Genomic DNA, 26,349 nt, shown 5'->3' on the forward strand with positions numbered 1-26,349 from the left:
TTAAAAATGCGATGACGAATATTAATGATAGTCATTCTCATTACAATAAAGTGATAGCAATCTCCATAAAATCTTCATGATTCAGACATTTTCGCAGGAAGGTTGTAAAGAAAAGAGGAGGCGGGAAAAGCGGCCAGATCGCGCGGCGATCTGGCCCGAAGGATCAGTGCTTGTCATCCTGCGGCATGTGGCGATAAATATAAACGCCGCTGAGCAGGGTGAAGATAAGGGTCAGTGCCGTCAGGCCAAACACCTTGAAGTTGACCCAGATATTCTGCGGCAGCCAGAAAGCGATGTAGATATTCGCCAGACCACACAGAATAAAAAATAGCGCCCAGGCGATATTCAGACGTCCCCACACTGCCTGCGGCAGCGTCAGTTCTTTCCCCAGCATGCGCTGGATCAGCGGCTTCTTCATCACCCACTGGCTGATGAGCAGCGCGCCCGCAAACAGGCCGTAAATCACCGTGACCTTCCATTTGATAAATTCATCATTGTGGAAGAACAACGTCAGACCACCAAACACCGCCACCATCAGGAAGGTGATAAGCGCCATCTTTTCAACTTTGCGATAGCGAACCCAGCTGTAAATCAGCACCACAGCCGTTGCCACAATCAGCGCCAGCGTGCCGGCATAAATGTCGTACAGCTTATAAAAAGCGAAAAATACGATCAGCGGTAAAAAATCAAGAAACTGCTTCATTCTGCGATCCCAGTTACTGACGAATTAACATGTACAGGCGGAACAAATAGACCAGCAGCACGGCTGAAATCAGATTGCTCAGCGTATTGGCGACAACCGCTCCGACGTTTGGCGTTAACACCGCAAAATTTGGCGCAAACAGCAACAGCAGAGTTTTGGCCAGCAGCCAGCTGATAACGGCCGGGGCGACCAGACGCATATTCGCCCATGCGAGCCTGATGCTGCTGCGCATGGCGGTGAAAATGCCCATTTTGTCCTGCACAACCATTACTGGCGCGAATGAAAGTACGATAGCCAGCAGCACGCCCGGAACAACCACCAGCATTATCCCCATCTGGACCAGCAGCGTGGTCAGGAAAATGAGGATAAACAGTTTCGGCAGTACCGGCGCACTGGCCCCGATTGCACGTAACGCGCTGACGCGTTGCCCGGCAGACACCAGCTGGATCATCAGCAGCACGCCACCCGCCAGAATGGTGTTGCCAATCAGGCCCGAGAAGGTAGAGGCCGCAGATGCGCGCAGCAAGATTTGCTGTTGCTCTGGCGTCATATTCTGCACAAGGTCAAACAACCCTGCGCTGCCTGCAAGATGATCCCCCTGGCTCAGCGTGGCAATCTGTTCATCACTGGGTGAGAACGCATGACCCAGCACCACCGTAATAAAGGCGCACAACAACGCGATCAGTAAAAAGGTAATGAACTGATTGCGGAAAAAATTTCCCGTGTCACGGTAGACAGACTTCGCCGTGATAGACATGCACTCTCCTTGAGTATTGCAGGTGTTAATTAGCCGGCAATTGTACACCGGATAACACGCTGGTGGCAGCATCAAGGCTTGTATGGAAAAGCATATCTTTGTAAAGCGGCGGTAATCCATAGCGGGCGCGGGCGCGATTGCATGCCTCATTGACCTCTCCATCCTCTCCCGACATCGCGAAAGCGCGACACGGGCTGGGGCGATCCGCGTAAATAGAACAGCGGGTGGATACCCCAGGCTCACCTTGCAGCGCCACACAGCGGCTCTGTTTTTGGTTCGTGCCGCGCATACAGCGCAGAAAAGGGGTCAAGGGTTCTGTGAGATCAACCGGAACGGTGCCGCCGCCATCGCTGGCTTCAGCCCAGTAGAAAGAGACTCGAAAATACGCACAACAGGCTCCGCACGTCATGCACGGGTTATGATCACTCATGGCACACCTGCAAAAGAAGAACGCATCAAATCACATTGTGAGAGCGATAAATTATCCAGCCGCTACAGGAAGCGCAAGAGAGGGGAAACAGAAAATTTTGTAACCATGAAATGCCAAAAATTGACGTGGTAACAACTTATTGCTTTATGAGGCGTCACTAAAAATTAACCTAGATCAATGAATGTTAACTTACTGGTTTTAATGTGATCTGTGTTAGATCACTTATTACTCATTTGTGAGTATATTCTCCTCCGCAATTAAAACCACAACGATGGAGCGGATATGAAAAAATTAGCGGTGGCAGCCCTTATCTTAAGCAGTCTCTCTGGCGGCGCGTACGCGCATGAAGCAGGCGAATTCTTTATTCGTGCCGGTTCGGCAACGGTACGTCCAACGGAAGGGTCCGACAATGTACTGGGTATGGGCGGGTTCAACGTCAGCAATAACACCCAGTTAGGCCTGACGTTTACGTATATGGCAACGGATAACATTGGCGTCGAGCTTTTAGCCGCCACGCCATTCCGTCACCGCGTCGGTTTAGGTCCGACCGGGGACATTGCCACGGTTCACCATTTACCCCCAACGCTGATGGCGCAGTGGTACTTTGGCGATTCCAGCAGCAAGGTGCGCCCTTATATTGGGGCAGGTGTTAACTACACCACCTTCTTTGATGAGAAATTTAACGATACCGGAAAAGAGGCCGGGCTTTCCGACCTCAGTCTGAAAGACTCCTGGGGCGTGGCGGGGCAGGTTGGTCTGGATTACCTGATTAACCGTGACTGGTTGATCAACGCCTCGGTCTGGTACATGGATATTGATACCGACGTTCGCTTCAAGGCGGGCGGTGAGCAGCAGAGTATCAGTACCCGTCTGGATCCGTGGGTATTTATGTTCTCTGCGGGTTACCGTTTCTGATGCGTAAAAAACTGGCCGCATAGCGGCCAGTGTCGAACGTCAAAAGAATGGATAAACGGGGCGTTCGTCCAGCTTCATGCAGTGCCTGAGCGTCGATTCGCCATCATACAGGTAGCTGAACGCATCGCGTGAAATGGAATGGAAAAGAACATCCCCGTTTGCAAAAGGAATAATTTCGGTATCACCGACACGCTTATGACCCGCGCCGGTTTCAAAATGCCCGGGCCACTTTTCCTGGGTGTGGTCGTAGACGTGCAGAATAACTTCGACCAGGCCGCGTTCCGGGCAGTTCAGCCGCAAAAACGTCGATGAGAAATTCAAAGACGAAACGTGAAATGAGATAAAAAAAAGCAAAAATCCAAAACATCTAAACAACATCAACTCATTAAAGCCATACTCAAACCAGACGTAAGATTTTACTTAAGTATAAAATTTTCCTGTTGCTGTGGATCAATAAGAGTTACTTTTCAATAACGTATATATTAAGCCTTCCTTGCCCGGTATTTCTCTGGAAACGATATATCCCTGAAAGGACGTTAATTGCTGTAAGGTGGTTCTTCCATTCATCTGGCTGGAGGGAATATCCCCAACATCAAATTTGAGTGTCCGGTATGTGCAGGCAAACAGTTTCATTTCACCACGTTTAGCCCGACGTACAGCCAACCTCATGGTGCGGTCTGTTCAGTTTGCGGTACCCGCCTCACCCCCCATTCATGCCTCCCCAAACTTAAAAGGCGACGGTGGCTAAAGCCAGCAAGCTGAAACAAGGCCTCCCGTAGAGGCCTTTTTTGTACCGGGAGTTACTTCTGAATCAAATACCGTATGGTCGGCCCGTCCTGCTGGATACCCAGCACGGTATAGCCGTGGTTTTTGGCATCAAGCGGAATGTTATTGATGGATTGCGGACAATCGCTCACCACCTCCAGAATTTCCCCTTTTTTGAGCTGCGGTAGCGCTTCAAGCGTGGCGACGGCCGGGTAAGGGCAAGGTTCACCCACCATATCGAGACGATAGTCAGGCACGATCTCTTTCATGCGGCATTCTCCTGGGTTTCAGTTTTGATAGTGGCACGCCGGAAGAAGCGCTTCTCTTGCGCAACAACCAGCAAGAAGGCGATCAGCAGCAGGGCATAGGTCACCATCAGTCCTCCGAGCGGACCAAAGGTATTCAGCAGATTAACCTTGTCCCAGTTTGTTGCCAGTACCGGTGAGACGTCATCCCAGTAGTACGCCAGGACGGTAGAGCCAATCACATTACCCAGACCGACCCACCAGTAATGCACCTGACCTTCCACGGCGCGATACATCCAGCCAGTTTCACACCCGCCCGCCAGCACGATGCCGAAACCAAACAGCAGCCCGCCAATGACCGCATTAGGACCGGCCCACATGATTTTCGGTTCCACGCCGAGCTGAACGTAGCTGAAGATGCCGATCGCGCTCACGGCCATCCCGGCAATAATGGCTTTCGCCATCATGGTGCGTCCGGTGATCCACATATCGCGAAACGCGGAGGTGAAGCAGATCTGCGCGCGTTCAATCAGCAGACCAAAACCGACGCCGAACAGCATGGCCAGGCCGAGTTTTGGCTGATTCATTGCCGTGCAAATCGCCCAGGCAACCATGGCAAAAAAGACCAGCATACCGAGGCGAAAGCGACGACGCGCCTGATCGGGCTTTTGCGTTAACGGAGAGGCAGCGCTGACTTTCGTCATTTTCACCGGAATACGGAACAGCGGCAGCAGGGTAAATTTCGCACCGAAGTATGAGCCGATGGCGGTGGCGACGGCAAAGAACCAGGCATGCAGCGAGAACTGCGGAATACCGGTGAAGAACGCGGCAAGATTACAGCCCATCGCCAGACGAGCGCCAAATCCGGCAATGATGCCGCCAGCCACGGCCTGCAAAATGCGGATGCGGCTTTTCGGCAGGCGCAGCTTAACGTTATTGGCCCACAGCGCGGCCGCAAAACAGCCGCCGAACATGCCAATGATCATCATCCCGTCGATGCGGGTCAGGGGTGTGCCCTCAAGATGGATCAGTTTGAAATAGCCCCACTCTTCGGCATGTACGCCTGCCAGCTGCAATAGCTGCCCACCCCAGCGGGTAAACTCGCCCGTCACAGCCCAGAAGGTGCCGGTGATACCGAAATAATAAGTAGAGAGAATGCCTGCCGCGATAACGGCCGGAACGGGTGACCAGAACTTAACCAGGTAAGTCTGTTTGAAGGAATGCCATGACATGAATAACCTCTGAACTCAGAAGGGTAACGCTAAAAAGAGTCCAGATCATACGCTTACGCGAAAGATTGAAAAGTCATTCACGCTAAAAATATCGACAGGATCAATTCTGACCTGTTCTTTCGGGGAGAGTGAGAGGGGAAAACCGTCTGACGCCGGGGCCAGACGGTGTTAACGGTTACGCTTTGCGCGTGGCCGCTTTCATTGACGTGACGAATGCGTGTAACTCAGCCAGCATCTGCTCTGGCTTATCTACGTTCTTCTCAATAATTTTCACGATAGCCGAACCGGAAATGGCCCCGGCGGCTTTCGCATCAATTGCCGCAGTAACCTGCTCCGGAGAGGAAATCCCGAAGCCCTGAAGCGGCGGTGCGGCATGGTATTCTGCCAGCTTCTCCACCAGATGATGCAGCGGCAGCGCGGCTTTGTTTTCCGCACCGGTGACGCCCGCACGTGAGAGCAGGTAGGTATAACCCCGTCCGTAAGAGGCAATCTGGCGCATCAGAACGTCATCGGCATTCGGTGGACAGATGAAAATCGGCGCAACGTTGTGGCGCATCGCCGCCTGACGGAACGGCGCAGACTCTTCAACCGGCACGTCTGCCACCAGCACCGAGTCGACACCCACTCGGGCACATTCGGCATAAAATTCATCAATACCGCGGCTGAACACCAGGTTGGCGTACATCAGCAGGCCGATCGGAATGGTCGGGTGCTTCTGACGAATTGCCGCCAGCATTTCGAAGCACTGGCTCGGCGTCACGCCCGCGGCAAACGCGCGAAGCGTCGCGTTCTGGATGGTCGGGCCATCCGCCAGCGGATCGGAGAAAGGAATACCCAACTCCAGCGCGTCGGCACCGGCATCAATCAGGGTGTCGATAATCTTCAGCGACTGCTCCGGGCCGGGGTCGCCCAGCGTCACGAAGGGAACGAACGCGCCTTCCTGGCGGGCTTTCAGTTGTGCAAATGCGTTGTCGTAGCGTTCCATCAAATTTCCCCTCGTGCTTTCAGAATATCGTGAACGGTAAAGATGTCTTTGTCCCCGCGACCGGAAAGGTTCACCACCAAAAGTTGCTCTTTCTCCGGGTTCGCTTTCATCATTTTCAGCGCGTGCGCCAGAGCATGGGAAGACTCCAGCGCCGGGATGATCCCTTCACTGCGGCACAGCGTTTTGAAGGCCTCCAGCGCTTCGTCATCGGTGATGGAGACGTAATCCGCGCGGCCGGTGCTGTTGAGGAACGCGTGCTGCGGTCCCACGGACGGGAAATCCAGCCCGGCAGAGATCGAGTAAGACTCCTCAATCTGACCTTCCTCGGTCTGCATCATCGGGGCCTTCATACCGAAGTAGATCCCCACGCGGCCATGCTTCAGCGGCGCACCGTGCTCGCCCGTTTCAATCCCGTGACCGGCAGGCTCAACGCCAATCAGCCCAACGCGGGTTTCATCGATAAAGTCGGCAAACATGCCAATGGCGTTAGAGCCGCCGCCAACGCAGGCGATCACCGCATCCGGCAGGCGACCCTCTTTTTCGAGGATCTGCGCTTTGGTCTCTTCACCAATCATGCGCTGGAATTCGCGCACGATGGTCGGGAACGGGTGCGGGCCCGCCGCGGTGCCGAGCATATAGTGCGCGGTTTCGTAGCTGCCGGACCAGTCGCGCAGCGCTTCGTTACAGGCATCTTTCAGCGTGGCAGAACCGCTGTGCACCGGGATCACTTCCGCCCCCATCAGACGCATGCGGAACACGTTCGGCGACTGGCGCTCAACGTCCTTCGCCCCCATATAGATGCGGCACTTCAGGCCGAGCAGGGCGCTGGCGAGGGCGGAGGCCACACCGTGCTGTCCCGCGCCGGTTTCGGCGATGATTTCGGTTTTACCCATCCGCTTCGCGAGAAGCGCCTGGCCAAGCACCTGGTTAGTTTTATGCGCGCCGCCGTGCAGCAGATCTTCACGCTTTAGATAGAGCGTGGTTTTGGTGCCTTCGGTCAGGTTACGGCATTTGGTCAGGGCAGTTGGACGGCCTGCATAGTTTTTCAGCAGGTCAGTAAACTCCGCCTGAAACGCCGGATCTTTCTGGGCGTTCACGAACGCTTCTTCCAGCTGGCGCAGCGCGGGCATCAGGATTTGTGGGACGTACATCCCACCGAACTCACCAAAATACGGGTTAAGTAATGTCGTCATCTTCTCTTCCTTAATATGCACGCAGAGTTTTAAATACCGAGGCCAGCTTACTGGCGTCTTTTATGCCCGGTTGGGACTCTACGCCTGAATTGAAATCGAGGCCGGCGCAGCCGGTTTTGGCCGCTTCCACACAGTTATCGGGGCTTAATCCCCCCGCCAGCAGGACATTGTCCAGCACTTCGCCACGCAGCAGTGACCAGTCGAAACGCTGCCCCGTGCCGCCCTGGCCGTTGTCGAGCACGTATTTAGCCACATAGTTCAGGTTACGCGCGGGCAGGGTGGCGCCAACGCTTTGCGCTTTCCAGATCTGAATCTGAGGCGCCAGAACATGTCGCAGAGCATCGATGTATGCCTGATCTTCATCGCCGTGCAGCTGAACCGCGCTCAGGGATAACGCGTCCGCTTTTGCTGCAACATCGTTGATATCCGCATTGCGGAACACGCCCACGTAGCTGAGTGGAGCAGCCGCCATCACCTTGCGCGCCTGCTCCTCATTAACGGCACGAGGCGAGGACTCAACAAAGATCAGACCGCCATAGATTGCGCCTGCTTCATACGCGGCCTGCGCGTCCTGTTCACGGGTCAGGCCGCACACTTTGTTCTCACCCAACAGCACGCGGCGCACCGCTGCATTAAGATCGTCATGTTCCATCATGGCGGAACCGATCAGGAAACCGTTGGCAAAGTGGCTGAGTTCACGCACCTGGGCGTAGCTGTTAATCCCGGATTCGCTGATCACCGTGACGCCCGCGCCCAGACGCGGCGCAAGCTGGCGCGTACGGTTGAGGTCAATCGACAGGTCGCGCAGGTCGCGGTTGTTAATGCCGACCACTTTGGCTTCCAGTGCAATCGCGCGCTCAAGCTCTTCTTCATTACTCACTTCGGTCAGCACGCCCATATTCAGGCTGTGCGCGACGGCGGAGAGCTGGCGATACTGTTCGTCGTCCAGCACGGAGAGCATCAGCAGGCAGGCATCGGCCTGGTAAAAGCGCGCCAGCCAGATCTGATACGGGTCGATAATAAAGTCTTTGCACAGAATCGGCTGCGGCGCGATGCCGCTGACAACGGGCAGAAAATCGAAGCTGCCCTGGAAATATTTCTCATCCGTCAGCACAGAGATGGCAGACGCATGATGCTTGTAAATACCGGCAATACGCGCCGGGTCGAAATCGTCACGGATCACGCCTTTGGACGGAGACGCTTTTTTACACTCCAGAATAAACGCGGTACGCGCGCCCTGGAGCGCATCATAAAAACGACGGCTGCTCGGAAGGACGTCATTCTGAAAACTGGCGAGCGGCTGCTGTTGCTTACGGGCTTCCACCCAGATGGCCTTATCGGCGACGATTTTCGCTAAAACGGTCTGCATTATTTACCCTCTTGCCGCAAGTGCGGTAACGCGATCGTAAGCTGCACCGGAGCGCAGTACATCCAGAACTTTTTGGGCGTTGGCTTTCAGATCTTCCTCGCCATGTAAACGCATCAGCATGGCAACGTTGGCCGCCACGGCGGCCTCATGGGCGGCCTCACCTTTACCTTGTAATAAGCGCGTGAGAATGTCACGGTTTTCTTCCGGCGTACCGCCCGCCAGGGCGTCCTGATGGTACGGGGTCAAGCCGAAGTCAGCGGCCTCAAGCTGATAGTTCAGCACTTCGCCGTTATTCAGTTCGGCCACCAGCGTTGGTGCATGCAGAGAAACTTCATCCATACCGCCGCTGTGTACCACGGCGGCACGTTTGTAACCCAGGACGCGCAGCGTCTCCGCAATCGGCAGCACCAGTTCCGGGCTGTAAACGCCGATCAGCGCCAGCGGCGGGTGTGCCGGGTTAATGAGTGGACCGAGCACATTAAACAGCGTGCGGGTTTTAAGCTGCTGGCGAACCGGCATCGCGTGGCGGAAACCGGTGTGATACTTCGGCGCAAACAGGAAACAGACGCCCAGGTCATCCAGCGCTTCACGGGAACGCTCGGCGTTCATCTCCAGGTTGATGCCGAAAGCCGCCAGCAAGTCGGACGATCCGGAGCGGCTGGAGACACTGCGGTTGCCGTGTTTCGCCACCTTCAGACCGCACGCCGCAGCCACAAAGGCGCTGGCGGTAGAAATATTGATACTGTTACTGCCGTCGCCACCGGTCCCGACAATGTCGGCAAACGGATAGTCCGGGCGCGGGAATGGGGCGGCATTTTCCAGCAGAGCCGTGGCCGCACCGGCGATCTCCTGCGGGCTTTCGCCGCGCACCTTCATGCTTACCAGCGCAGCGGCCAGCTGCTCAGGCTTCAGCTCGCCACGCACGACGGCGGAGAAAAGCTGGTGGCTCTCCTGCTGGCCCAGGGTCTGGGCCTGATACAGTTTTTCCAGAATCGGTTGCAGGGTGTTGGTCTGTTCCAGCTTTTGCAGCGCCCAGTCGAGCGTCTGCTCCAGCAGGCGCGCGCCGTTGGACGTCAAAATAGACTCCGGATGGAACTGCATCCCACAGACGCGATCCGCATCGTGACGCACCGCCATCACCATCCCTTCAAACGAGGCGTTAATGGTCAGCCCGGCCGGAATATTGCTGCCGACAAGCGAGTGGTAACGCGCCACCGGAAGCGGGTTTGGCAGCCCGGCAAACATCGCCTGACCGTCATGTTCAATGCTCGAGGCTTTACCATGCAGGATCTCACCCGCCTGACCCACGTAACCGCCGTAGGCTTCCACAATCGCCTGGTGACCAAGGCAGATACCGATAATCGGCAGCTTGCCGCGCATACGGGTCAACAGCTCAGGCATACAGCCCGCTTCGCTCGGCGCGCCTGGCCCCGGGGAGAGCATCAGCACCGGGTTTTGCATGGTCGCCAGACGGTCTATCAGCGTCTGGGCGGGAACGTGGTTGCGATAGATAACGACGTTGTGACCATTCGCACGCAGCTGATCTGCCAGGTTATAGGTAAAGGAGTCGATATTATCGAGCAGCAGAATGTCAGCCATCAGAAAATCTCCTGTGCATGGTGAGCGGTAGCAATGGCACGCAGTACCGCGCGCGCCTTACTGCGGGTTTCGTCAGCTTCCGACTGCGGAACAGAATCCAGGACAATCCCGGCCCCGGCCTGGACGGTAGCAATGCCGTCTTCAACGTAGGCGGAGCGGATCACAATGCAGGTATCAAGATCGCCGTGAGCGGTGAAATAGCCCACGGCGCCACCGTAGCTGCCGCGACGGCGTCCTTCCGCTTCGGCGATAAGCTGCATCGCACGGACTTTCGGCGCGCCGCTCAGTGTGCCCATGTTCATGCAGGCGCGGTAGGCGTGCAGAACGTCGAGGTCGTGGCGCAGCTCACCCACCACGCGGGAGACCAGGTGCATGACGAAGGAGTAGCGGTCGACTTTGGTCAGGTCTGCCACATAGCGGCTGCCCGGCGTGCAAATACGCGCCAGATCGTTACGCGCCAGATCGACCAGCATCAGGTGTTCGGAGAGTTCTTTGTGGTCGGTACGCATCTCCAGTTCGATGCGGCTGTCGAGATCGCGGTCCAGGGAGCCATCGGCACGACGACCGCGCGGACGGGTGCCCGCAATCGGGTAGATCTCAATCTGGCGGCTGGTGGCGTCATATTTCAGCGAGCTTTCCGGCGAGGCGCCGAACAGGGTGAAATCGTTGTCCTGCATGAAGAACATATACGGGCTTGGGTTGCTTTTCTTCAGCACGTCGTAGGCCGCCAGCGGTGACGGGCAGGGCAGTGCGAAGCGGCGGGACGGCACCACCTGGAAAATTTCCCCGGCACGAATCGCTTTTTGCATCTGGCGAACCACTGCGCCGTACTGATCGTCGGTCTGGTTAACATCGCATGTCATCTTTTCCACGCGCTGTACGGGCAGCGCGGGTGGCGCTTCGGTCATTTGCTGTTGCAGTTGAGCGATGCGCTGCTCAAGGCGGTTTTTCTCAGAGGCCGACGGCGTGAACAGACTGGCCTGGATGCGGGTATATTTTTTCTGATGGTCGATCACCAGCAGGGTTTCGGCCAGGTAGAAGCAGTAGTCCGGGCAACGGTTACCCTGCTCGGTTTCCGGTAAATCCTCAAAACCGGCAACCAGGTCGTAAGCAAACAGCCCGCCAAAAAACATCGCTTCGCGCTCATCTTCCGGCACGGTGACCAGATTTTGCAGCAGGCGGAAAGCGTCGAAAACGGACAGCGAGCAGAGGCGGGCATCTTCATCCAGCAGCTGGCTTACCGGTGGGAAATGCAGAATTCGCAGATCCGGGTGGCGCTCATTTTCAATGCCTGAAGGCAGAGCCGCATCCAGCAGCGGCAGCAGGGATGCACCATTGTCAGACAACGCCTTAATGGTGACGGTGTCACCCAATGCGGTAATGCGCAGCGCGCTGTCAACCAGCAGCAGGCTTTTGAGATCGTCCTTGCTGTCGATGTCAGCCGATTCCAGCAGCAGCGTCGCGGGACGTGCGCCGCACACCTGATGAAACAGCGCGGTAGGGTTATGGCGATAGGCCGCCTCGCAGGTCAGCAGTTCGAGATGTGGTTTGGCTGTTTGCATGTTGTTGTTCTCATATTCTGTTCAAAAAAAAGCCCGCTTGAAGCGGGCCGGGTATCTGTTTGCTGTTCGCAGACGCGTGACACTGCCCGAAGATCAGGAAGTACGCCACCAACCGTGCAGAGCAAAATGTGTTGTCATTTTCAGATACCTTTCTCGTGTGAACTTGCGTACTAGTTAACTAGTTCGATGGCGTGTTGTCAACCCCTGATTTCAGTATTTAACGGTTAGTCGGTATCATAGGGGCTTCGGATGTCTCCAACCTGTTATGGGAAGTGCTTTGAGCGATACCACCTACGCCGTAATTTATGATTTACACAGCCATACGCAGGCTTCAGATGGCCTGCTGACACCCGAAGCCCTGGTCCATCGTGCCGTTGAAATGCGTGTCGGCACGCTGGCGATAACCGATCACGATACCACTGACGGCATTCCCGCCGCGCGCGCCGAGATTGCCCGCAGCGGGCTGGCGCTGAATCTGGTGCCCGGGGTCGAGATCTCGACGGTCTGGGAAAACCACGAAATTCATATCGTTGGCCTGAACATCGATACAGAACATCCGGCAATGCGGGCTTTTTTGCAAGAACAAAAAACACGCCGCAATCAACGCGCGGAGATGATTGGCGAACGTCTGGAAAAAGCGCATATTCCCGGTGCGCTGGAAGGCGCGCAAAAGCTGGCGAACGGCGGGGCGGTAACACGCGGCCATTTCGCCCGTTTTCTGGTTGAAACCGGTAAGGCAACGACCATGGCAAATGTCTTTAAAAAGTATCTGGCGCGCGGGAAAACCGGATACGTTCCCCCACAGTGGTGTACAATAAAACAAGCTATTGATGTGATTCATCATTCTGGCGGTAAGGCCGTACTGGCCCATCCGGGGCGGTATAATCTTTCTGCTAAATGGCTGAAAAGACTGCTGGCGCACTTTGCCGAATGCGGCGGTGAGGCGATGGAAGTTGCCCAGTGCCAGCAGGCACCCAATGAGCGTTCGCAGCTCGCGACCTACGCCCGTCAGTTTGGCCTGCTTGGGTCACAGGGTTCAGATTTCCATCAGCCCTGCGCGTGGATTGAACTGGGGCGCAAGCTCTGGTTACCCGCTGGCGTTGAGCCTGTCTGGCAGCTCTGGGAACAGCCACAGCAAATTGAAGAGAGGGAAGTATGAGTCAGTTTTTCTATATCCATCCGGATAACCCCCAGCCACGTCTGATTAATCAGGCCGTGGAAATCGTCCGCAAAGGCGGCGTTATTGTCTACCCAACCGATTCTGGCTACGCACTGGGCTGTAAAATCGAGGACAAAGGGGCGATGGAGCGCATCTGTCGCATCCGCCAGTTGCCTGACGGCCACAACTTCACCCTGATGTGCCGCGATCTCTCTGAGCTGTCGACCTATGCGTATGTGGATAATGTGGCGTTTCGTCTGATCAAAAACAACACGCCGGGTAACTACACCTTCATCCTGAAGGGAACGAAAGAGGTGCCGCGCCGACTGTTGCAGGAAAAACGCAAAACCATCGGGATGCGTGTGCCATCTAACCCGATTGCCCAGGCGCTGCTGGAAACTCTGGGGGAGCCGATGCTCTCCACTTCGCTGATGCTGCCCGGCAGTGAGTTTACCGAGTCCGACCCGGAAGAGATCAAAGATCGTCTGGAGAAGGTGGTGGAGCTGATTATTCATGGCGGCTATCTCGGCCAGCAGCCAACCACCGTGGTGGATCTCACCGAAGACGCACCAGAAGTGATTCGTGAAGGCGTGGGCGATGTTAAGCCTTTCTTGTAAGGGTGTAAGCAGATATACTACGCGGCCATCAAAGCAGGGCGCCGCCCTGTTTTTGACCTGATTCGACGCCTGTGAAGGCGAAAAATCACCGAATCAAATCAAAGTGTTAGCGTTAACTCCATGAAATGTATAACAAAATGGGTAACGCAATGAGGAACAGAGTGTACAACAAGACTCCTCGATTCACGACGAAGCGCGGTAACGTCTACTACATCAACTTTCGACTTCCCGACGGAACATTTTTCCGTCGTAGCCTCGGCACAGATTCATTGCAAGCGGTCGGGGTTACAATGTCACGTCTTAGTGCATACATCCCCCTTGTTCAAAATGGTTCGCTGTCCATCGAACAGTTCAAAATGCACATTGACGGTTTCAGGGAAGCCACTCAGCGCGATTTCGACACTTATCTGTTGGACTGGCTTAGGATGGGTGTTGATGAAGCTAAACGAATGCCGGAACTTGGACGGATGCAACGCAAGATCGATCCAGATGCAGCAATCTCCCCGACTGCCAACGTTACAGAGGCTAAAGGCCGTGCTGAGATACATCTGAACCGAGTGTATAACGGTGATGATTCAACGGCGCGGATGCTTCTTGCCACTTTGCTGATGAAGAAGGTTTCCTTTGATCAACGTGATGTTGAACAGGCTTACGATGTGGCGGGGCAGATTGATTTACATCAGGCTATGCTCCACCAAGCCTACGACGCTTTCTATTCTGGTGATCTTGTTCGATATCGCTCTTTGGTCGAAGAGATGCAATTCAAGCTGACAGAAGCCGAGCGATTGAAGAAGCCAGCAGCTAAACATGCTGTAGCGCCAACGGTTGAGTCTGAAAGTAACGATACGCCTCTGCTTTCTGTTTCATGGAAAATGTTTACCACTGAAAAAGGAAAGGACTGGGTGGCGGCTGTCGCCAACGAAAACCAGCGCTTCTATAATGTGTTGTTGCATGTTATCGGTGATCTTCCTGTCGGAGTGATCACGAAGCAGCACATACGGCAAACTATAACCATTATTGAAAATCTTCCCCGTCGAAATAAAAAACCTTATTCCGAAATGACGCTTACGGAGTGTATTGATTTTGATGTACCGGAAGAGGATTTGATGAGCAGCGCTAACGTCCAAAAGCATCTCAAGATTTATTCCTCGTTCTTCAAAGTCTTCCTGAAAGATGAAAAGGACATTTTAGAGAAAGCCCCCACAGAAGGGATCAAATACGAGGTAACGGAGAACAAGGGCGGCTCTTACTCAAAACCTGAGATGCAACGCCTTGTAACGTATTTGAATACTTGCAAAGATTGGCGACGTGATTATTTCCTGACTCTGATTTATACCGGAGCACGCCGGGGCGAAATTGCTGCTATCCGTAAAGAGCACATTCGCGAAGATGAAGAAACACGGCGTTGGTATGTCTTCATTGACGGCGGGAAAACTGAACAGGCTGTGCGGCAGATACCGTTAAACAAGACCTCAGAAAAGTTACTTTTGGCGCGTGTTAAATCGCTCAAACCCACTGATCCTGTTTTCGGTGATTTACCGACGTATGAGCAGATCGGGCTTGAGTGGAACAGCATCATGGCCGATTGCAACATACAAAAATTTAATGAATTTGGACAAAAGAGGGTGATCCATGCCCTTCGTCATACTTTTATTTCAGAGGCAATGACAAAAGCGATGCCCGTGATGGTGCAGTTTTGCGTCGGACACTCCCGAACTCAATCGTTAGGTATCACAGCACGGTATACACATAGGCCACCGCTGAGGGACTTACTTCCAGTGGTTGATGGCATAAACTGGTAAAGCTGTCCCACCAACGGGTTTTATGGTTTCAATTACCAGCTATCTTTACCAATTTTTTAAATTTTCCGCTGATTCACCCGGATAGAGAGTTGTTCGTGATTTTCTTTTCTTTCGCTGTAGCGGTCAGCAAGGTATTCAGTATGGTTTTTCAAAATCAGTGTGATTTTGAATAGTTCCTCCATCACATCAACAATGCGGTCGTAATAAGAAGATGGTTTCATTCGTCCATCATCATCAAACTCTTGCCATGCTTTTGCTACCGATGATTGGTTAGGGATAGTAAACATCCTCATCCAGCGTCCAAGGACACGCATTTGGTTAACTGCGTTAAACGATTGGGAACCACCGCAAACTTGCATCACTGCCAAAGTTTTTCCCTGGGAAGGGCGAATCGCTCCTTCTGTTAAAGGAATCCAGTCTATTTGGGCTTTCAGAATGCTACTCATCGCGCCATGTCGCTCTGGCGAACTCCACACCATGCCATCACACCACCGAACCAAACTCCGTAGCTCTTGCACCTTTGGATGTGTTTCAGGAGCATCGTCAGGAAGTGGTAAACCAGAAGGATTAAAAATTTTCACTTCAGCACCCATTTCCGTAAGCAATCGCCCGGCTTCTTCGGCACTAAATCGACTAAAAGATCGCTGACGTACTGAGCCGTAAAGGAGAAGAAAGCGAGGAGGGATGGCTGTACCTCCGACCTTTTCAGCTATGGTTGCATCAAAGCAATCAGTATTAAGAGCGGGGAATGTCTTCATGGCTTTACTCCAGAGTTTGTACACTATGCTTTACTTTTAACACATGCGGATTAACATATGTATTCGTTTTTATCTGAGGCTGCTTACAGATGTTACCTGTTCAACTTTTCAAGCTACTTGCAGACGAGACACGCACGACGATTATTCTATTACTGCGTGAGGCTGGGGAGTTGTGTGTTTGCGAGCTATGTTCGGTCACTAACCAATCTCAGCCAAAGGTTTCACGCCACATTGCTTTGCTAAGGGATGCCGGATTGGTGCTGGATCGCCGAGAAGGTAAATGGATCTATTATCGTCTTTCACCACACATGGCTGCATGGGCAGCTTCAATCATCGATACTGCCTGGAGTAGCCAGCGCGATGAAGTACGACAATCTTTGAATAACGTAAATACCGCTGTTTGCGGATGATAACAAAAATACATTCACTAAATCGAATGTGTTTAAGGGGTTCGGAATGTTATTGGCAGGAGCAATCTTCGCACTAACCATCTTCTTTGTGATTTGGCAACCTCGCGGGCTTAGTATTGGCTGGACTGCCTCAATTGGTGCGGTGCTGGCTTTGGTTACGGGGGTTATACAAATAAGTGACATCCCGGTTGTATGGCACATTGTATGGAATGCTACCGCAGCCTTTATCGCGGTTATCATCATCAGCTTACTGCTTGATGAGTCTGGCTTCTTTGAATGGTGCGCTTTACATGTTGCCCGATGGGGTAATGGACGTGGGCGGCTGCTATTTACCTACATAGTGTTGCTGGGGGCCGCTGTTGCTGCTCTGTTTGCTAACGATGGAGCCGCGCTGATTCTTACACCGATTGTTATTGCTATGCTACTGGCGTTGGGATTCAGTAAAGAAACAACGCTGGCTTTCGTTATGGCAGCCGGGTTTATAGCTGATACTGCAAGTTTACCGCTGATCGTATCTAATCTTGTGAACATTGTTTCCGCTGACTTCTTCAAACTTGGGTTCAGTGATTACGCTTCCGTGATGGTTCCGGTAGACCTTGCGGCGATTGCTGCCACGCTTGCGGTACTTCATCTCTTCTTCCGTAAAGACATTCCAGCCGTTTATGAATTGTCCCGGTTAAAAGCGCCAGCAGAAGCTATCAAAGATCTGGCAACGTTCAGAACTGGTTGGATAGTGCTATTGCTTCTCTTAATAGGTTTTTTTGTACTCGAACCTCTCGGAATACCTGTAAGTGCGATTGCAGCAGCAGGGGCTTTAATACTTTTTCTTGTTGCCAAACGAGGGCATTCGATTAATACGGGCAAGGTGTTGCGTGGTGCGCCCTGGCAGATTGTAGTGTTCTCGCTCGGTATGTACCTGGTTGTTTATGGTCTGCGTAATGCAGGACTAACCGAACATCTTTCGGGTGTTCTAAACCAGCTTGCTGATAGAGGTATCTGGGCCGCTACGCTGGGAACTGGCTTCTTAGCTGCGTTCTTGTCATCCATCATGAACAACATGCCCACTGTTTTGATTGGTGCTTTGTCGATAGATGGAAGTATGGCATCAGGGATTATCAAGGAAGCGATGATCTATGCCAACGTGATTGGCTGCGATCTGGGACCAAAAATCACACCCATAGGAAGTCTTGCAACGCTGCTTTGGTTGCATGTCCTTGAACAGAAAAGCATAAAAATAAGTTGGGGGTACTACTTCCGCGTAGGCGTGATTATGACGCTGCCTGTGCTGTTCGTTACCCTTAGTGCGCTGGCATTGCGCCTGTCGTTTTCCCTGTAAGATAAGAGAATAATCATGACTGACATAACCATTTACCACAATCCAGCATGTGGAACATCCCGTAATACGCTGGCTTTAATTCAAAATAGCGGTGTTGAGCCAACTGTGATTCTCTATCTGGAAACACCTCCAGACAGGGATAAACTCAAGGAATTGATTAGCGCGATGGGGATCAGTGTTCGTGCGTTGCTACGAAAAAATGTTGAACCATACGAGCAACTTGGTTTAACAGAAGACCGTTTCACCGATGAAGAATTGATAGAGGCAATGCTAAGTCATCCCATTTTGATCAACCGTCCGATTGTCGTTACGCCACTTGGAACACGCCTTTGCCGTCCATCAGAAGTGGTATTGGACATTCTTCCAAACCCTCAGAAAGGCGAGTTCATTAAGGAAGATGGAGAAAAGGTCGTAGGGAAGGATGGCAAGCGACTAATTTAACAATAATCTACTTCGCATCATCCGTATCAGTGTATAAACAAGACGTTTACCAGGTGATGTGTGTTGCGCCATTACTTGAGATGTTTAACACGATTTCCGCGACGCACCCAATTCCAGCGGTAGAATTCCTTAAATATCAGTGGCTTGTGGCCTCAAAAGGAATCTTGTTAGGCGGCGGCTTGTTCGGTCTTGATACGCTGCACGGTGCTGGTGGACACGTTGAAATCTTTCGCTATGGTTCGGATAGACTGACCAGCGGCAAGTGCTGACACAATCCCTACACGGTCAACCGCTGCGCCATTACCACGAGCGCCTTTGCGTCCCGCTGCTTTGGCTGCTGCGTAGCCTTCTGCCTGGCGTTCGAGCATCATTTCACGTTCCATCTGTGACATAGCCGCGAAGATGTTTAGCATAAGGTTGCTGGCGGCGTTGGCTTCTGCTCCTGCTGTTATCCCTTCCTTGTGGAATTGGACGCTTGCGCCTTTGGCTTTAACGTGCTCGATAATGTCGAGAACATCACGGAGGTTACGCCCTAAGCGGTCAAGGCTGTGAACGTGGATCACGTCGCCTTTACGAACGTAAGCAATCATCTCCTGGAGTTTGGGACGGTTGGTATTCTTGCCGCTTACCTTCTCTTCAAACTTTTCATCAAGTGTCACGCCGTCGAGCTGGCGCTCTGTGTATTGTTTATCTGTACTTACTCGAATGTAACCGATGTTAGCCATTGTAGTTTCCCTGTTCTGTTGAGCGTAGCGATTTAGTGTGTATCGATTATAGGTGTGTCGATTAAATTGATCAATACTATTTCGATACAATCTTGAAGGTAAAAGACCCGGATTTTGGTGTGTCGAAATACTGTGCTATTTCGCTACATGTTCCGGGAGGCTAAACGGGTAGTATCTGATTCGGTAGTCCTCAAGTGCCCAGGGGCTGCGGTGCGTGATTACAAAGTGGTTCCACTGATAGGAAACAAGTTCGGGATCTCTGGTGGTTCGTTCGTCTGTGACCGTGACCACGCTCAAGCCGTCGCGGTGAGCTTCCCACTCAAGGCGGTGAATGTAGTAGCCGGGGTGCATTTCGATTAAAGGCGTATCCGGGATCACTCTTGGGAAATGGTCTGCGATGTTCTCAGCGCTCCGTGCTTCCGCTTCGAGCTGGCGCTTCTCTTGCTGGTGGCTTGTCTCTGCGGCAAGCTGGCGCTCAACCTCGGCTAAACGGTGGGCCTTGCGACCGTTCTGGAAATAATTTACGTATGCTGCGTGGGTACGTCCTGACATGTAATGTCCTCCTGTAAAATTTGGATCTTTTTTGATGTGCTGGCTGTACGCTGGAGCGCGTCAGGCGGCGTGAATGTGGAAGGAACGAAGCCCGAAAATCCGGGCGGCGATACCGATCCACGGTATGAGTGATTTCAGATTTTGCTTTAAGGAAGTTGTTAGGCATTTGCCTATCAAACTTTTAAAAATTGATAGTCGGGAAACGCTGGTGCTCCTGTTATTCCCATTTGGAAAATGGTGAAGCTGTAGAACAGATCTAAGAATACTTAATAAGTAGCCCTGTTAGCCCTGTAGCCCTGATCAGGCCTGTAGCGGCGCGGGTTTCAAAATACAGGGCTAAAATCGTAGCCCTGTAGCCCTGATCATTTCGTCGGGGTTGGATAGTATTTATCGACAAACCAGGAAAGGGCGCTCTCCGGGATTTTCCCGCTGCCGTCCTGCGGCGCTCGATACCAAACTGATTTTAACCCTGCTCTGGTGTTCACTCTGGCACTGACATAGCCGTTGTCACGTAACCATTGACTCGCATCCTGTGGTCGCGGGAACGATGGACAAGCATCATGGAATGCCTTGAATGCAAACGCCGGATTCTCTCCAGTGAAGATCTCCGCTTCGTTCTGCTCTTCGGTGATGCTGGCTTGTTTCATGCGTTCCAGCGCCACGCTGTAAGGTGGGCGATAAGGGGTGAACTCGGACAAGGGGTAAGCCATTAGCCAGGCGTGTACGGCTTCCAGACCGCCAACGGCGAGCCACTCCGCAAGGCAGGTGATAAACTCGGCGGTTTCCTCCCTGCTCACCTTGTGGCGTATGTAGTGAGTGCAATAATGGCGGCGGTCATTCGCCTCCACTTCAATCGGACTTTCACTGTTTGAAAAGGTGAAGAATCTTGTAAATGTTGGCACTTTACGGGGCTGTTCGTACTTCCGGTTAATTTCGATAACCGGTTCTGTCTGAATGCTCTTTAGACGGTCTGCCATGTTGCGCGTGGCTGGCGGCGGGTCATCAAACAGGATCAGGATTGTACGGGCCATAGCATCGTTATGGACGCTGGTTAGGGTGCTGTAATTGCTGTACAGCGTTGTCTGGTGCATCAGGAGCGGTGACAAGATTTGATTGAACAAAAAACCCTTGCCCGTTCCGGTGTCGCTTGGGATCACGATGTGCCAGCTTGGGCGCTGTTCCGGGTGCTGGAACATGTGCGCCATGTACGCGCTCACTGTGGCGCGGTCTGTCTGGTCGGGGAAGAGTCGGGCCAGGTAGGAGTGCCATAGTGTCAGATCTGCCGCTGGTGTCTTATCACTGCGCCAGCGCCTGAATGTGTTCAGTGTGCCGTTCTGGTCGATACCGTAGGGCTGCGTCGGGTTGAATTCATTCACCTTGATAAAAGGAATGTGATCCCAGAGTAGGTTTAAATAACTTCGTCGCCACTGCTCACCAGTCGATAAATAGTATTCCCGTTCGAGAATGTCCAGACCGTGATTTGTGTTAGTGGGGATGTGGTGGAGAAGTATTTTACCTTGAGCGGAGATAAAAGCGTATTTCTGTTTCTGTAGATGGTCAATCAGCTTTTCTATTTGTAGCTTTGGATTCATTCGTTTCCTCGTTCGTCATTACCTTACGTAATGTCTTGATAATAAAAGTTGGGCGACTGTCATCACCCTTGCTTGCATCAATCCACGTCAGCAGATCTCGAGCTATTTTAAGTTGCAGCATTATTTAGTATCCTTATTTTTAAAGATGTAACCTTCGGATAATAGCCACTGGTAGAACTCCCCAATCGTTAGTTTATTCACTTCCTTACTGAATAGCTGAATCTCAGATTTGGCTATCTCTGCTGGTGGTTGGTTGTTCCAGTAGCTTCTAAGCCATGATAATGATTTCTCTGCTTTTGTAGTCATCTGTAATACTCCAAATGGTTGAGGTGGTCGAATCGCACGGCGTAATACACCGCAAACTGTTTTAAGATAAATCTGAAGTGGTGTTCTTTTAAATAACCATTCCGGCGCTCAAGCGCGGCATTGTATAATTCATCGTACAAGGTATCGTGAAAGCCAAAATAAACTTCCCACAAAAGCGGAGTAAAATCTTCACGATAAGCAACACGAGACAGGATGAGATTAAAGTCGCCTTCTATGGCATTCGTCACACGGTTCAGGATCAGGCGGCAATGTCCCGTCCTGTGGTCATGGTCAATAACCGGATCTGTCAGTGGTGAGCCTGTTATGAAGTCCCTCCCGTCCTGCTCGGCGATCATCATTTTCCGGTAGTCGCTGGCGCTCCTCTGGGCGAGTTTTGCCGGGTTGCGCTTCTGCGCATAAGGTTCAAACATGGGAGCCTTTCACAAAGGATGCACGTAGGCGACCAGAGAAGGTGAGAGCCTCGGTTTCTGCTGCTGCTTGCGCGGCTGCTTCTGCACGTTTACGGCGTTCTTCCTCTGCAACCATCTGTTGGTATAGCTCTTCCGCTTGAGCCTCAAGGGAGGCCATTAAAGCTGCTTCTGCTGCCTCTGTGAGGGAACGGCGCTCTGTGTCGATTTCCTGCTGCTTTTTGTTCATCACGATACGCATTGCAGGATCACCAATGTTGTAGAATGGCTGGCGCTCAAACTCCGCGATTTCGTACCCATCTTGAATAGCGGTCTGTAGCTTAATGAGCACTACCGGATAAAAATCAGAGATACTGAAAACATCCGTGAGATGGGATTCGATGTAATCAGCTACGTTTTGATCACGCTGTATTTTAAACTCGGCTTTTATTTCTTTGGTGAATGCTGCTGGTAGCTTAGTCATGAGGACATTGCTCCTTTATAGATAGAAGTTTCTTAATGTTGATTCGGTTGCAGGTGTGACAATAAAATGGGCTTACACCTCCAACAATGTACGAGGTGACGTAATAGAATTTTCCTTCAAAGTATTCCATGCTGAGAACTCCACTATCCACCCATCGATTTATTTCTCGGTGCTCATTGCCATTGCTCCATTCATCTACGAAGTCCTCGAACGTGAAGCAATGTTTCATGATTTCTTCGGCCCAGTACATAAATGCAACTCGGTGTGGAGTGGTTGGCATACCATACTGGCGTAACCTGTCACGATAGATGTGGTATTCGAAACGAGGGAGCCACTTTTTAATTTCTTTCAGATTTTGACTTTTCAACTGTATGAGTTTTCCTTTTCTTTGAGCATAGGAAAGCCTCCTCGGAAGGATTGCCCAAACGTCCAACACAACCGAAATAATCAGACCGGGTGATCTGGGAATCATCGACTTTAAAACGTTTAGCTTCCGGGAGGCTTTATTCTGCGGAGAGTGCGCAAGCTGCGCTATACGATACTAACTATGGGAATAGTAAGAAGTAGATTCTAAGAACAAAAACTATCGCTCAGAGGCGTTTGTTCACAACATTGCTTTCCTAATGTTTATAATACACTAAAAAGCATTTTTTGTCAATTGATTTTTGTTGACTTCTGTATTTAAATGTGCATTACGAGTTGTATTGTCTGGATCTGCATGAGGGGGATTGGATAGTGGGAATACAGCGAAGCTGTCAGAGAGAATGGCCAGTAGCACTCGTTAGAGCGTAGGCATTTGATCGGGGCTTCCGCTGTCCACTACGTCAGATAGCGGCACTGGTGGCTCGGGGAATCATCTTCTGGATGTTGCAGGGCGATTCCTTGGTATCGTCATTGCACCAGTGAGAAGGGCGACGGCTTACCGTGGTCCAGCTTTGGCATTGTTCCGAATAGCTGTTCACGCTTCGTCTACTGCGTCCTGTGCTGCTTGCGCTCAAAGGGTGGGTAAACATCAGGGAGATAGGCTGTAATGCGCACCGGGGCTGGTGGAAGTGGTTAAATGAAGATGTTGAAGACTGCCATCATCGAGACGATTCTCCAGCTTAATCTGGAATCTCATCATGATGAATCTCTGGTGGTGGTCATCGGTGAGCAACGGGAAGAGATAATGCAGGATAAAGTTTAAGGTTAAGTTAAAGGTTAGTTGGGTCAGAGTATGACTTCGGATTACTCCTGCCTACATCAGAGAGTAACAAGAAGGATTATTATCAAGGTTAGGTTAATTCAGATCAGAGATAGAGTGTACACTTGAGTAGTGATTGACACACAGGAACAGACATACACTCTCTTTCATGACTAACATGAAAGATCACTATTGTGCAAAGGTAATTCTCTCTCTTCGAGAGACAAACCTCACTCGCTTCGCTCGCGGACTTCGTGTGTAGGGTAGCACATCATCCCATGTCTTGTCAAGGGCGCGGCTACCATAAAAACTTAAAAATTACTACTTATTTCAAATCTTTCATACTCGCGCTTGTGAACAGATGCGCAACACTTACTTTTTTTTGCTTAAAACTTAATCAGAGGGTAAGTTTTAGGTGGTGAACAGGCTGTACAACAAAGTAGGTTACAATGTGGTGAACATCGCGTATAATGACCTTCAACTAAACATGCTAACGCATTGATTTATATAGATTTGTTAGTGTCTATTCGACGCCTGTGAAGGCGACACCTGAGGAAGCTCAATGAGCGAGAAGTTACAGAAAGTGCTGGCGCGCGCTGGCCACGGTTCGCGCCGTGAAATCGAAGCCATTATTGAAGCAGGCCGCGTGAGTGTGGACGGTAAAATCGCCACGCTCGGTGACCGCGTAGAAATCGTACCGGGGCTTAAGATCCGCATTGACGGCCATCTTATCTCCGTGAAAGAGTCTGCTGAACAGATCTGCCGCGTGCTGGCTTACTACAAGCCGGAAGGCGAACTGTGTACCCGCAACGATCCGGAAGGCCGCCCGACGGTGTTTGACCGTCTGCCAAAACTGCGTGGCGCCCGCTGGATTGCCGTGGGGCGTCTGGACGTGAACACCTGCGGCCTGCTGCTGTTCACCACTGATGGTGAACTGGCAAACCGTCTTATGCACCCGAGCCGTGAAGTGGAACGTGAATACGCCGTTCGTGTTTTCGGCCAGGTTGATGAGAACAAACTGCGCGATCTGTCGCGTGGCGTTCAGCTTGAAGACGGTCCTGCGGCGTTCAAAACCATCAAATTTACCGGTGGTGAAGGCATTAACCAGTGGTACAACGTTACCCTGACAGAGGGACGTAACCGCGAGGTGCGTCGTCTGTGGGAGGCGGTCGGTGTGCAGGTAAGCCGTTTGATTCGCGTTCGCTATGGCGACATTCTGCTACCAAAAGGTCTGCCACGCGGTGGGTATACCGAGCTGGATCTGACGCAAACCAACTATCTGCGCGATCTGGTTGGCCTGACGCCAGAAACCACATCGAAAGTGGCGGTGGAAAAAGATCGTCGTCGCATGAAGGCGAATCAGATCCGCCGGGCGGTGAAGCGTCACAGCCAGGTCAGCAGCAATCGCCGCTCTGGCAGCCGGAATAATAACGGTTAATTGAAAAGCCCGGTGAATATACCGGGCTTTTTTCTTTAGTAATCAATGCCAATTTGCGCCTTGATACCCGCATCGAACGCATGCTTAACCGGACGCAGTTCGCTGACGGTATCTGCCAGCTCCAGAATATCCCGATGACACCCACGCCCGGTGACGATCGCCGTCTGGTGCGCAGGACGATTCCTTAGCGCTTCAAGCACCTCTTCCAGCGGCAGGTAGTCATAGGCCACCATATAGGTGATTTCATCCAGCAATACCATGTTTAGCGACGGGTCGGAGAGCATTCTTTTGGCATGCTCCCAGACGGCGAGGCAGGCTGCGGTATCGGTTTCCCGGTTCTGGGTATCCCAGGTAAAACCGGTCGCCATCACCTGGAACTCAACGCCATGCGGTTCGAGCAGATTGCGCTCGCCGTTGGGCCATTCACCCTTGATAAACTGGATCACACCCACTTTCTGCCCATGCCCGACTGCGCGGGTGGCGGTACCAAAGGCGGCGGTGGTTTTGCCTTTGCCGTTGCCGGTAAAGACGATGACGATCCCGCGCTCGTCCTGAGCGGCCACCACACGTGCATCAACCTGTTCTTTCAGACGCTGCTGGCGCTGCTGATGACGATCTTCACTCATTGCGATATCCCCGGTTTACGGCCTGGCTGGGCATCAAAAGTCATTCCGGTTTTGCGACGGCTGTCGTCACCCATCAGCCACAGGTAAAGGGGCATGATATCGGCCGGGGTTTTGAGCTTCTGCGGATCTTCTGTCGGGAACGCGCTGGCGCGCATTTTGGTGCGCGTACCGCCCGGGTTAATACAGTTAACCCGCAGGTGGCGGCTCTGGTACTCTTCGGCCAGTACCTGCATCATTCCTTCAGTGGCAAATTTTGAGGCTGCGTAAGCCCCCCAGTTCGCACGACCCTGACGCCCCACGCTGGAGGAGGTAAACACCAGCGAACCGGAATCGGAGTTAAGTAATAAAGGAAGCAAGGCCTGGGTCAGGAAAAATGTCCCGTTGACGTTAACCTGCATCACCTGCTGCCAAATCTCCGGATCCTGTTCATCCATCGGGCGCACTTCGCCCAGTAAACCCGCGTTATGCAGCACGCCGTCCAGACGTGGATAATGCGTGCTAATGCGCTGGGCAAGGGCCTGACATGACGCTGGCGTGCAGGTCAACAGATCGAGCGTATACCAGGGCGTGGGCGTACCGCTGGCGTTTTCGATTTCACGGGCGACGGCTTTGAGCTTTTCTTCATTACGTCCCAGCAGAATCAGGCTCGCACCGTATTCAGAATAGGTCAGGGCCGCTTCGCGACCAATCCCGTCGCTGGCTCCGGTAACCAGAATGATGCGGTTCTGTAGAAGGTTTTTTTGTGGCTGATAATGCAC

30 protein-coding genes and 1 other annotated feature are annotated in these 26,349 nt (G+C 52.4%); of the genes, 10 read left to right on the forward strand and 20 right to left on the reverse strand.

Annotated elements, in window-relative coordinates; genetic code table 11:
* Positions 1-163 precede the first annotated feature (163 nt).
* Genes BH712_RS01310 through BH712_RS01320 form a run of 3 tightly spaced genes read right to left on the reverse strand, consistent with a single transcriptional unit; the run spans position 164 to position 1,890 of the window.
* Positions 164-703 carry a septation protein A gene (locus BH712_RS01310; protein ID WP_003856762.1) on the reverse strand — a complete coding sequence of 180 codons (540 nt, stop codon included), beginning with the start codon at positions 701-703 and terminating at the stop codon, positions 164-166.
* A gap of 13 nt (positions 704-716) precedes the next feature.
* Positions 717-1,460 (reverse strand): YciC family protein, encoded by a 744-nt coding sequence (locus BH712_RS01315; protein WP_006810873.1) that lies wholly within the window; start codon positions 1,458-1,460, stop codon positions 717-719.
* Between the two features lie 25 nt (positions 1,461-1,485).
* Positions 1,486-1,890, reverse strand: coding sequence for a YkgJ family cysteine cluster protein (locus BH712_RS01320; protein ID WP_006810872.1), 405 nt, complete (start codon positions 1,888-1,890; stop codon positions 1,486-1,488).
* A gap of 282 nt (positions 1,891-2,172) precedes the next feature.
* Between BH712_RS01320 and ompW the strand changes: the two genes are divergently transcribed.
* A complete protein-coding gene (gene ompW / locus BH712_RS01325) occupies positions 2,173-2,805 on the forward strand; it encodes an outer membrane protein OmpW (RefSeq protein ID WP_006810871.1) in 633 nt (210 codons plus the stop codon).
* 39 nt (positions 2,806-2,844) lie between these two features.
* Here the strand turns inward: ompW and BH712_RS01330 are convergent, their stop codons facing one another.
* Entirely contained in the window at positions 2,845-3,126 is a 282-nt protein-coding gene (locus BH712_RS01330; RefSeq protein WP_226865019.1) for a hypothetical protein, read from the reverse strand.
* A gap of 270 nt (positions 3,127-3,396) precedes the next feature.
* Between BH712_RS01330 and ymcF the strand changes: the two genes are divergently transcribed.
* A complete protein-coding gene (ymcF, locus tag BH712_RS25405) occupies positions 3,397-3,567 on the forward strand; it encodes a cold shock small protein YmcF (protein WP_478219553.1) in 171 nt (56 codons plus the stop codon).
* Positions 3,568-3,605: 38 nt separating this feature from the next.
* Here ymcF and yedF read toward each other — a convergent pair whose 3' ends face one another.
* The 8 genes from yedF to trpL form a co-directional block, all read right to left on the reverse strand.
* Positions 3,606-3,839, reverse strand: coding sequence for a sulfurtransferase-like selenium metabolism protein YedF (gene yedF, locus BH712_RS01335; RefSeq protein WP_006810869.1), 234 nt, complete (start codon positions 3,837-3,839; stop codon positions 3,606-3,608).
* The gene (yedE, locus tag BH712_RS01340; RefSeq protein WP_006810868.1) at positions 3,836-5,047 is read right to left on the reverse strand and encodes a selenium metabolism membrane protein YedE/FdhT; all 1,212 of its coding nucleotides are present in this window, start codon (positions 5,045-5,047) and stop codon (positions 3,836-3,838) included. Before yedE ends, yedF begins: the two co-directional genes overlap by 4 nt.
* Positions 5,048-5,222: 175 nt before the next feature.
* On the reverse strand, positions 5,223-6,032 hold the full coding sequence (trpA, locus tag BH712_RS01345; RefSeq protein WP_006810867.1) for a tryptophan synthase subunit alpha: 810 nt from the start codon (positions 6,030-6,032) through the stop codon (positions 5,223-5,225).
* On the reverse strand, positions 6,032-7,225 hold the full coding sequence (gene trpB, locus BH712_RS01350; protein WP_032673865.1) for a tryptophan synthase subunit beta: 1,194 nt from the start codon (positions 7,223-7,225) through the stop codon (positions 6,032-6,034). The genes trpA and trpB overlap by 1 nt, the downstream gene beginning before the upstream one ends.
* A 10-nt stretch (positions 7,226-7,235) precedes the next feature.
* Complete coding sequence (gene trpCF, locus BH712_RS01355) at positions 7,236-8,594, reverse strand: bifunctional indole-3-glycerol-phosphate synthase TrpC/phosphoribosylanthranilate isomerase TrpF (RefSeq protein ID WP_006810865.1); 1,359 nt, start codon at positions 8,592-8,594, stop codon at positions 7,236-7,238.
* Positions 8,595-8,597: 3 nt separating this feature from the next.
* The gene (trpD, locus tag BH712_RS01360) at positions 8,598-10,193 is read right to left on the reverse strand and encodes a bifunctional anthranilate synthase glutamate amidotransferase component TrpG/anthranilate phosphoribosyltransferase TrpD (protein ID WP_006810864.1); all 1,596 of its coding nucleotides are present in this window, start codon (positions 10,191-10,193) and stop codon (positions 8,598-8,600) included.
* A complete protein-coding gene (locus BH712_RS01365) occupies positions 10,193-11,755 on the reverse strand; it encodes an anthranilate synthase component 1 (protein ID WP_006810863.1) in 1,563 nt (520 codons plus the stop codon). Before BH712_RS01365 ends, trpD begins: the two co-directional genes overlap by 1 nt.
* 23 nt (positions 11,756-11,778) lie before the next feature.
* Positions 11,779-11,872 (reverse strand) — a sequence feature (Trp leader region).
* Positions 11,849-11,893 (reverse strand): trp operon leader peptide, encoded by a 45-nt coding sequence (gene trpL / locus BH712_RS25340; RefSeq protein WP_125357719.1) that lies wholly within the window; start codon positions 11,891-11,893, stop codon positions 11,849-11,851. Its footprint overlaps the feature before it by 24 nt.
* 127 nt (positions 11,894-12,020) lie before the next feature.
* Between trpL and rnm the strand changes: the two genes are divergently transcribed.
* From rnm to BH712_RS01380, 3 genes are all read left to right on the forward strand, one after another.
* A complete protein-coding gene (rnm, locus tag BH712_RS01370) occupies positions 12,021-12,914 on the forward strand; it encodes an RNase RNM (protein WP_006810862.1) in 894 nt (297 codons plus the stop codon).
* Positions 12,911-13,531 carry an L-threonylcarbamoyladenylate synthase gene (locus BH712_RS01375; RefSeq protein WP_003856793.1) on the forward strand — a complete coding sequence of 207 codons (621 nt, stop codon included), beginning with the start codon at positions 12,911-12,913 and terminating at the stop codon, positions 13,529-13,531. The genes rnm and BH712_RS01375 overlap by 4 nt, the downstream gene beginning before the upstream one ends.
* Positions 13,532-13,692: 161 nt before the next feature.
* Positions 13,693-15,333 (forward strand): tyrosine-type recombinase/integrase, encoded by a 1,641-nt coding sequence (locus tag BH712_RS01380; RefSeq protein WP_223832631.1) that lies wholly within the window; start codon positions 13,693-13,695, stop codon positions 15,331-15,333.
* A gap of 56 nt (positions 15,334-15,389) precedes the next feature.
* Here BH712_RS01380 and arsH read toward each other — a convergent pair whose 3' ends face one another.
* A complete protein-coding gene (gene arsH / locus BH712_RS01385; protein ID WP_000847113.1) occupies positions 15,390-16,091 on the reverse strand; it encodes an arsenical resistance protein ArsH in 702 nt (233 codons plus the stop codon).
* 89 nt (positions 16,092-16,180) lie between these two features.
* On the opposite strand from arsH, the gene BH712_RS01390 reads away from it, so the two are divergent.
* From BH712_RS01390 to arsC, 3 genes are read left to right on the forward strand one after another with little or no spacing between them, the layout of a single operon-like run.
* Positions 16,181-16,501 carry a metalloregulator ArsR/SmtB family transcription factor gene (locus BH712_RS01390; protein ID WP_006810860.1) on the forward strand — a complete coding sequence of 107 codons (321 nt, stop codon included), beginning with the start codon at positions 16,181-16,183 and terminating at the stop codon, positions 16,499-16,501.
* A 46-nt stretch (positions 16,502-16,547) separates the two neighbouring features.
* Positions 16,548-17,837: an arsenic transporter gene (locus BH712_RS01395; protein WP_006810859.1), complete on the forward strand. Its 1,290-nt coding sequence runs from the start codon at positions 16,548-16,550 to the stop codon at positions 17,835-17,837.
* A gap of 15 nt (positions 17,838-17,852) precedes the next feature.
* The gene (arsC, locus tag BH712_RS01400) at positions 17,853-18,278 is read left to right on the forward strand and encodes a glutaredoxin-dependent arsenate reductase (protein ID WP_006810858.1); all 426 of its coding nucleotides are present in this window, start codon (positions 17,853-17,855) and stop codon (positions 18,276-18,278) included.
* Between the two features lie 167 nt (positions 18,279-18,445).
* Here the strand turns inward: arsC and BH712_RS01405 are convergent, their stop codons facing one another.
* The 5 genes from BH712_RS01405 to BH712_RS01430 all read right to left on the reverse strand — a co-directional run bounded on the left by BH712_RS01405 (position 18,446) and on the right by BH712_RS01430 (position 22,344).
* On the reverse strand, positions 18,446-19,003 hold the full coding sequence (locus BH712_RS01405) for a recombinase family protein (RefSeq protein ID WP_001273865.1): 558 nt from the start codon (positions 19,001-19,003) through the stop codon (positions 18,446-18,448).
* A 135-nt stretch (positions 19,004-19,138) separates the two neighbouring features.
* A complete protein-coding gene (locus BH712_RS01410; RefSeq protein WP_006810857.1) occupies positions 19,139-19,555 on the reverse strand; it encodes a hypothetical protein in 417 nt (138 codons plus the stop codon).
* A 362-nt stretch (positions 19,556-19,917) separates the two neighbouring features.
* Positions 19,918-21,147, reverse strand: coding sequence for a primase-helicase family protein (locus BH712_RS01415; protein WP_006810855.1), 1,230 nt, complete (start codon positions 21,145-21,147; stop codon positions 19,918-19,920).
* A 302-nt stretch (positions 21,148-21,449) separates the two neighbouring features.
* Positions 21,450-21,884 carry a hypothetical protein gene (locus BH712_RS01425; RefSeq protein ID WP_006810853.1) on the reverse strand — a complete coding sequence of 145 codons (435 nt, stop codon included), beginning with the start codon at positions 21,882-21,884 and terminating at the stop codon, positions 21,450-21,452.
* Positions 21,877-22,344: a hypothetical protein gene (locus tag BH712_RS01430; RefSeq protein WP_006810852.1), complete on the reverse strand. Its 468-nt coding sequence runs from the start codon at positions 22,342-22,344 to the stop codon at positions 21,877-21,879. Before BH712_RS01430 ends, BH712_RS01425 begins: the two co-directional genes overlap by 8 nt.
* Positions 22,345-23,404: 1,060 nt before the next feature.
* Here BH712_RS01430 and BH712_RS25250 point away from each other — a divergent pair.
* Both BH712_RS25250 and rluB read left to right on the forward strand, forming a co-directional pair.
* Positions 23,405-23,530: a hypothetical protein gene (locus BH712_RS25250; protein ID WP_006810850.1), complete on the forward strand. Its 126-nt coding sequence runs from the start codon at positions 23,405-23,407 to the stop codon at positions 23,528-23,530.
* 559 nt (positions 23,531-24,089) lie between these two features.
* Positions 24,090-24,965, forward strand: coding sequence for a 23S rRNA pseudouridine(2605) synthase RluB (rluB, locus tag BH712_RS01440; protein ID WP_003856794.1), 876 nt, complete (start codon positions 24,090-24,092; stop codon positions 24,963-24,965).
* A 35-nt stretch (positions 24,966-25,000) separates the two neighbouring features.
* On the opposite strand, the gene cobO is transcribed toward rluB, so the two are convergent.
* Together cobO and BH712_RS01450 are read right to left on the reverse strand one after the other, a co-directional pair.
* A complete protein-coding gene (gene cobO / locus BH712_RS01445; RefSeq protein WP_006810848.1) occupies positions 25,001-25,591 on the reverse strand; it encodes a cob(I)yrinic acid a,c-diamide adenosyltransferase in 591 nt (196 codons plus the stop codon).
* Positions 25,588-26,349, reverse strand: coding sequence for a YciK family oxidoreductase (locus BH712_RS01450; protein ID WP_006810847.1), 762 nt, complete (start codon positions 26,347-26,349; stop codon positions 25,588-25,590). The genes cobO and BH712_RS01450 overlap by 4 nt, the downstream gene beginning before the upstream one ends.

It is taken from the genome of Enterobacter hormaechei ATCC 49162, from assembly GCF_001875655.1.
GTDB lineage: Bacteria > Pseudomonadota > Gammaproteobacteria > Enterobacterales > Enterobacteriaceae > Enterobacter > Enterobacter hormaechei.

What these genes read in the sequence shown, in the direction of transcription:
- trpCF (WP_006810865.1), bottom strand. Translation starts at nt 8,594, where the DNA reads ATGCAGACCGTTTTAGCGAAAATCGTCGCCGATAAGGCCATCTGGGTG.
- BH712_RS01315 (WP_006810873.1), bottom strand. Translation starts at nt 1,460, where the DNA reads ATGTCTATCACGGCGAAGTCTGTCTACCGTGACACGGGAAATTTTTTC.
- BH712_RS01320 (WP_006810872.1), bottom strand. Translation starts at nt 1,890, where the DNA reads ATGAGTGATCATAACCCGTGCATGACGTGCGGAGCCTGTTGTGCGTAT.
- BH712_RS01395 (WP_006810859.1), top strand. Translation starts at nt 16,548, where the DNA reads ATGTTATTGGCAGGAGCAATCTTCGCACTAACCATCTTCTTTGTGATT.
- BH712_RS01415 (WP_006810855.1), bottom strand. Translation starts at nt 21,147, where the DNA reads ATGAATCCAAAGCTACAAATAGAAAAGCTGATTGACCATCTACAGAAA.
- BH712_RS01375 (WP_003856793.1), top strand. Translation starts at nt 12,911, where the DNA reads ATGAGTCAGTTTTTCTATATCCATCCGGATAACCCCCAGCCACGTCTG.
- rluB (WP_003856794.1), top strand. Translation starts at nt 24,090, where the DNA reads ATGAGCGAGAAGTTACAGAAAGTGCTGGCGCGCGCTGGCCACGGTTCG.
- trpB (WP_032673865.1), bottom strand. Translation starts at nt 7,225, where the DNA reads ATGACGACATTACTTAACCCGTATTTTGGTGAGTTCGGTGGGATGTAC.
- BH712_RS01365 (WP_006810863.1), bottom strand. Translation starts at nt 11,755, where the DNA reads ATGCAAACAGCCAAACCACATCTCGAACTGCTGACCTGCGAGGCGGCC.
- yedE (WP_006810868.1), bottom strand. Translation starts at nt 5,047, where the DNA reads ATGTCATGGCATTCCTTCAAACAGACTTACCTGGTTAAGTTCTGGTCA.
- BH712_RS01390 (WP_006810860.1), top strand. Translation starts at nt 16,181, where the DNA reads ATGTTACCTGTTCAACTTTTCAAGCTACTTGCAGACGAGACACGCACG.
- trpA (WP_006810867.1), bottom strand. Translation starts at nt 6,032, where the DNA reads ATGGAACGCTACGACAACGCATTTGCACAACTGAAAGCCCGCCAGGAA.
- BH712_RS01405 (WP_001273865.1), bottom strand. Translation starts at nt 19,003, where the DNA reads ATGGCTAACATCGGTTACATTCGAGTAAGTACAGATAAACAATACACA.
- arsC (WP_006810858.1), top strand. Translation starts at nt 17,853, where the DNA reads ATGACTGACATAACCATTTACCACAATCCAGCATGTGGAACATCCCGT.
- cobO (WP_006810848.1), bottom strand. Translation starts at nt 25,591, where the DNA reads ATGAGTGAAGATCGTCATCAGCAGCGCCAGCAGCGTCTGAAAGAACAG.
- BH712_RS01410 (WP_006810857.1), bottom strand. Translation starts at nt 19,555, where the DNA reads ATGTCAGGACGTACCCACGCAGCATACGTAAATTATTTCCAGAACGGT.
- BH712_RS01430 (WP_006810852.1), bottom strand. Translation starts at nt 22,344, where the DNA reads ATGACTAAGCTACCAGCAGCATTCACCAAAGAAATAAAAGCCGAGTTT.
- trpD (WP_006810864.1), bottom strand. Translation starts at nt 10,193, where the DNA reads ATGGCTGACATTCTGCTGCTCGATAATATCGACTCCTTTACCTATAAC.
- arsH (WP_000847113.1), bottom strand. Translation starts at nt 16,091, where the DNA reads ATGAAGACATTCCCCGCTCTTAATACTGATTGCTTTGATGCAACCATA.
- BH712_RS01425 (WP_006810853.1), bottom strand. Translation starts at nt 21,884, where the DNA reads ATGTTTGAACCTTATGCGCAGAAGCGCAACCCGGCAAAACTCGCCCAG.
- BH712_RS25250 (WP_006810850.1), top strand. Translation starts at nt 23,405, where the DNA reads ATGAAGATGTTGAAGACTGCCATCATCGAGACGATTCTCCAGCTTAAT.
- BH712_RS01310 (WP_003856762.1), bottom strand. Translation starts at nt 703, where the DNA reads ATGAAGCAGTTTCTTGATTTTTTACCGCTGATCGTATTTTTCGCTTTT.
- ompW (WP_006810871.1), top strand. Translation starts at nt 2,173, where the DNA reads ATGAAAAAATTAGCGGTGGCAGCCCTTATCTTAAGCAGTCTCTCTGGC.
- yedF (WP_006810869.1), bottom strand. Translation starts at nt 3,839, where the DNA reads ATGAAAGAGATCGTGCCTGACTATCGTCTCGATATGGTGGGTGAACCT.
- rnm (WP_006810862.1), top strand. Translation starts at nt 12,021, where the DNA reads ATGGGAAGTGCTTTGAGCGATACCACCTACGCCGTAATTTATGATTTA.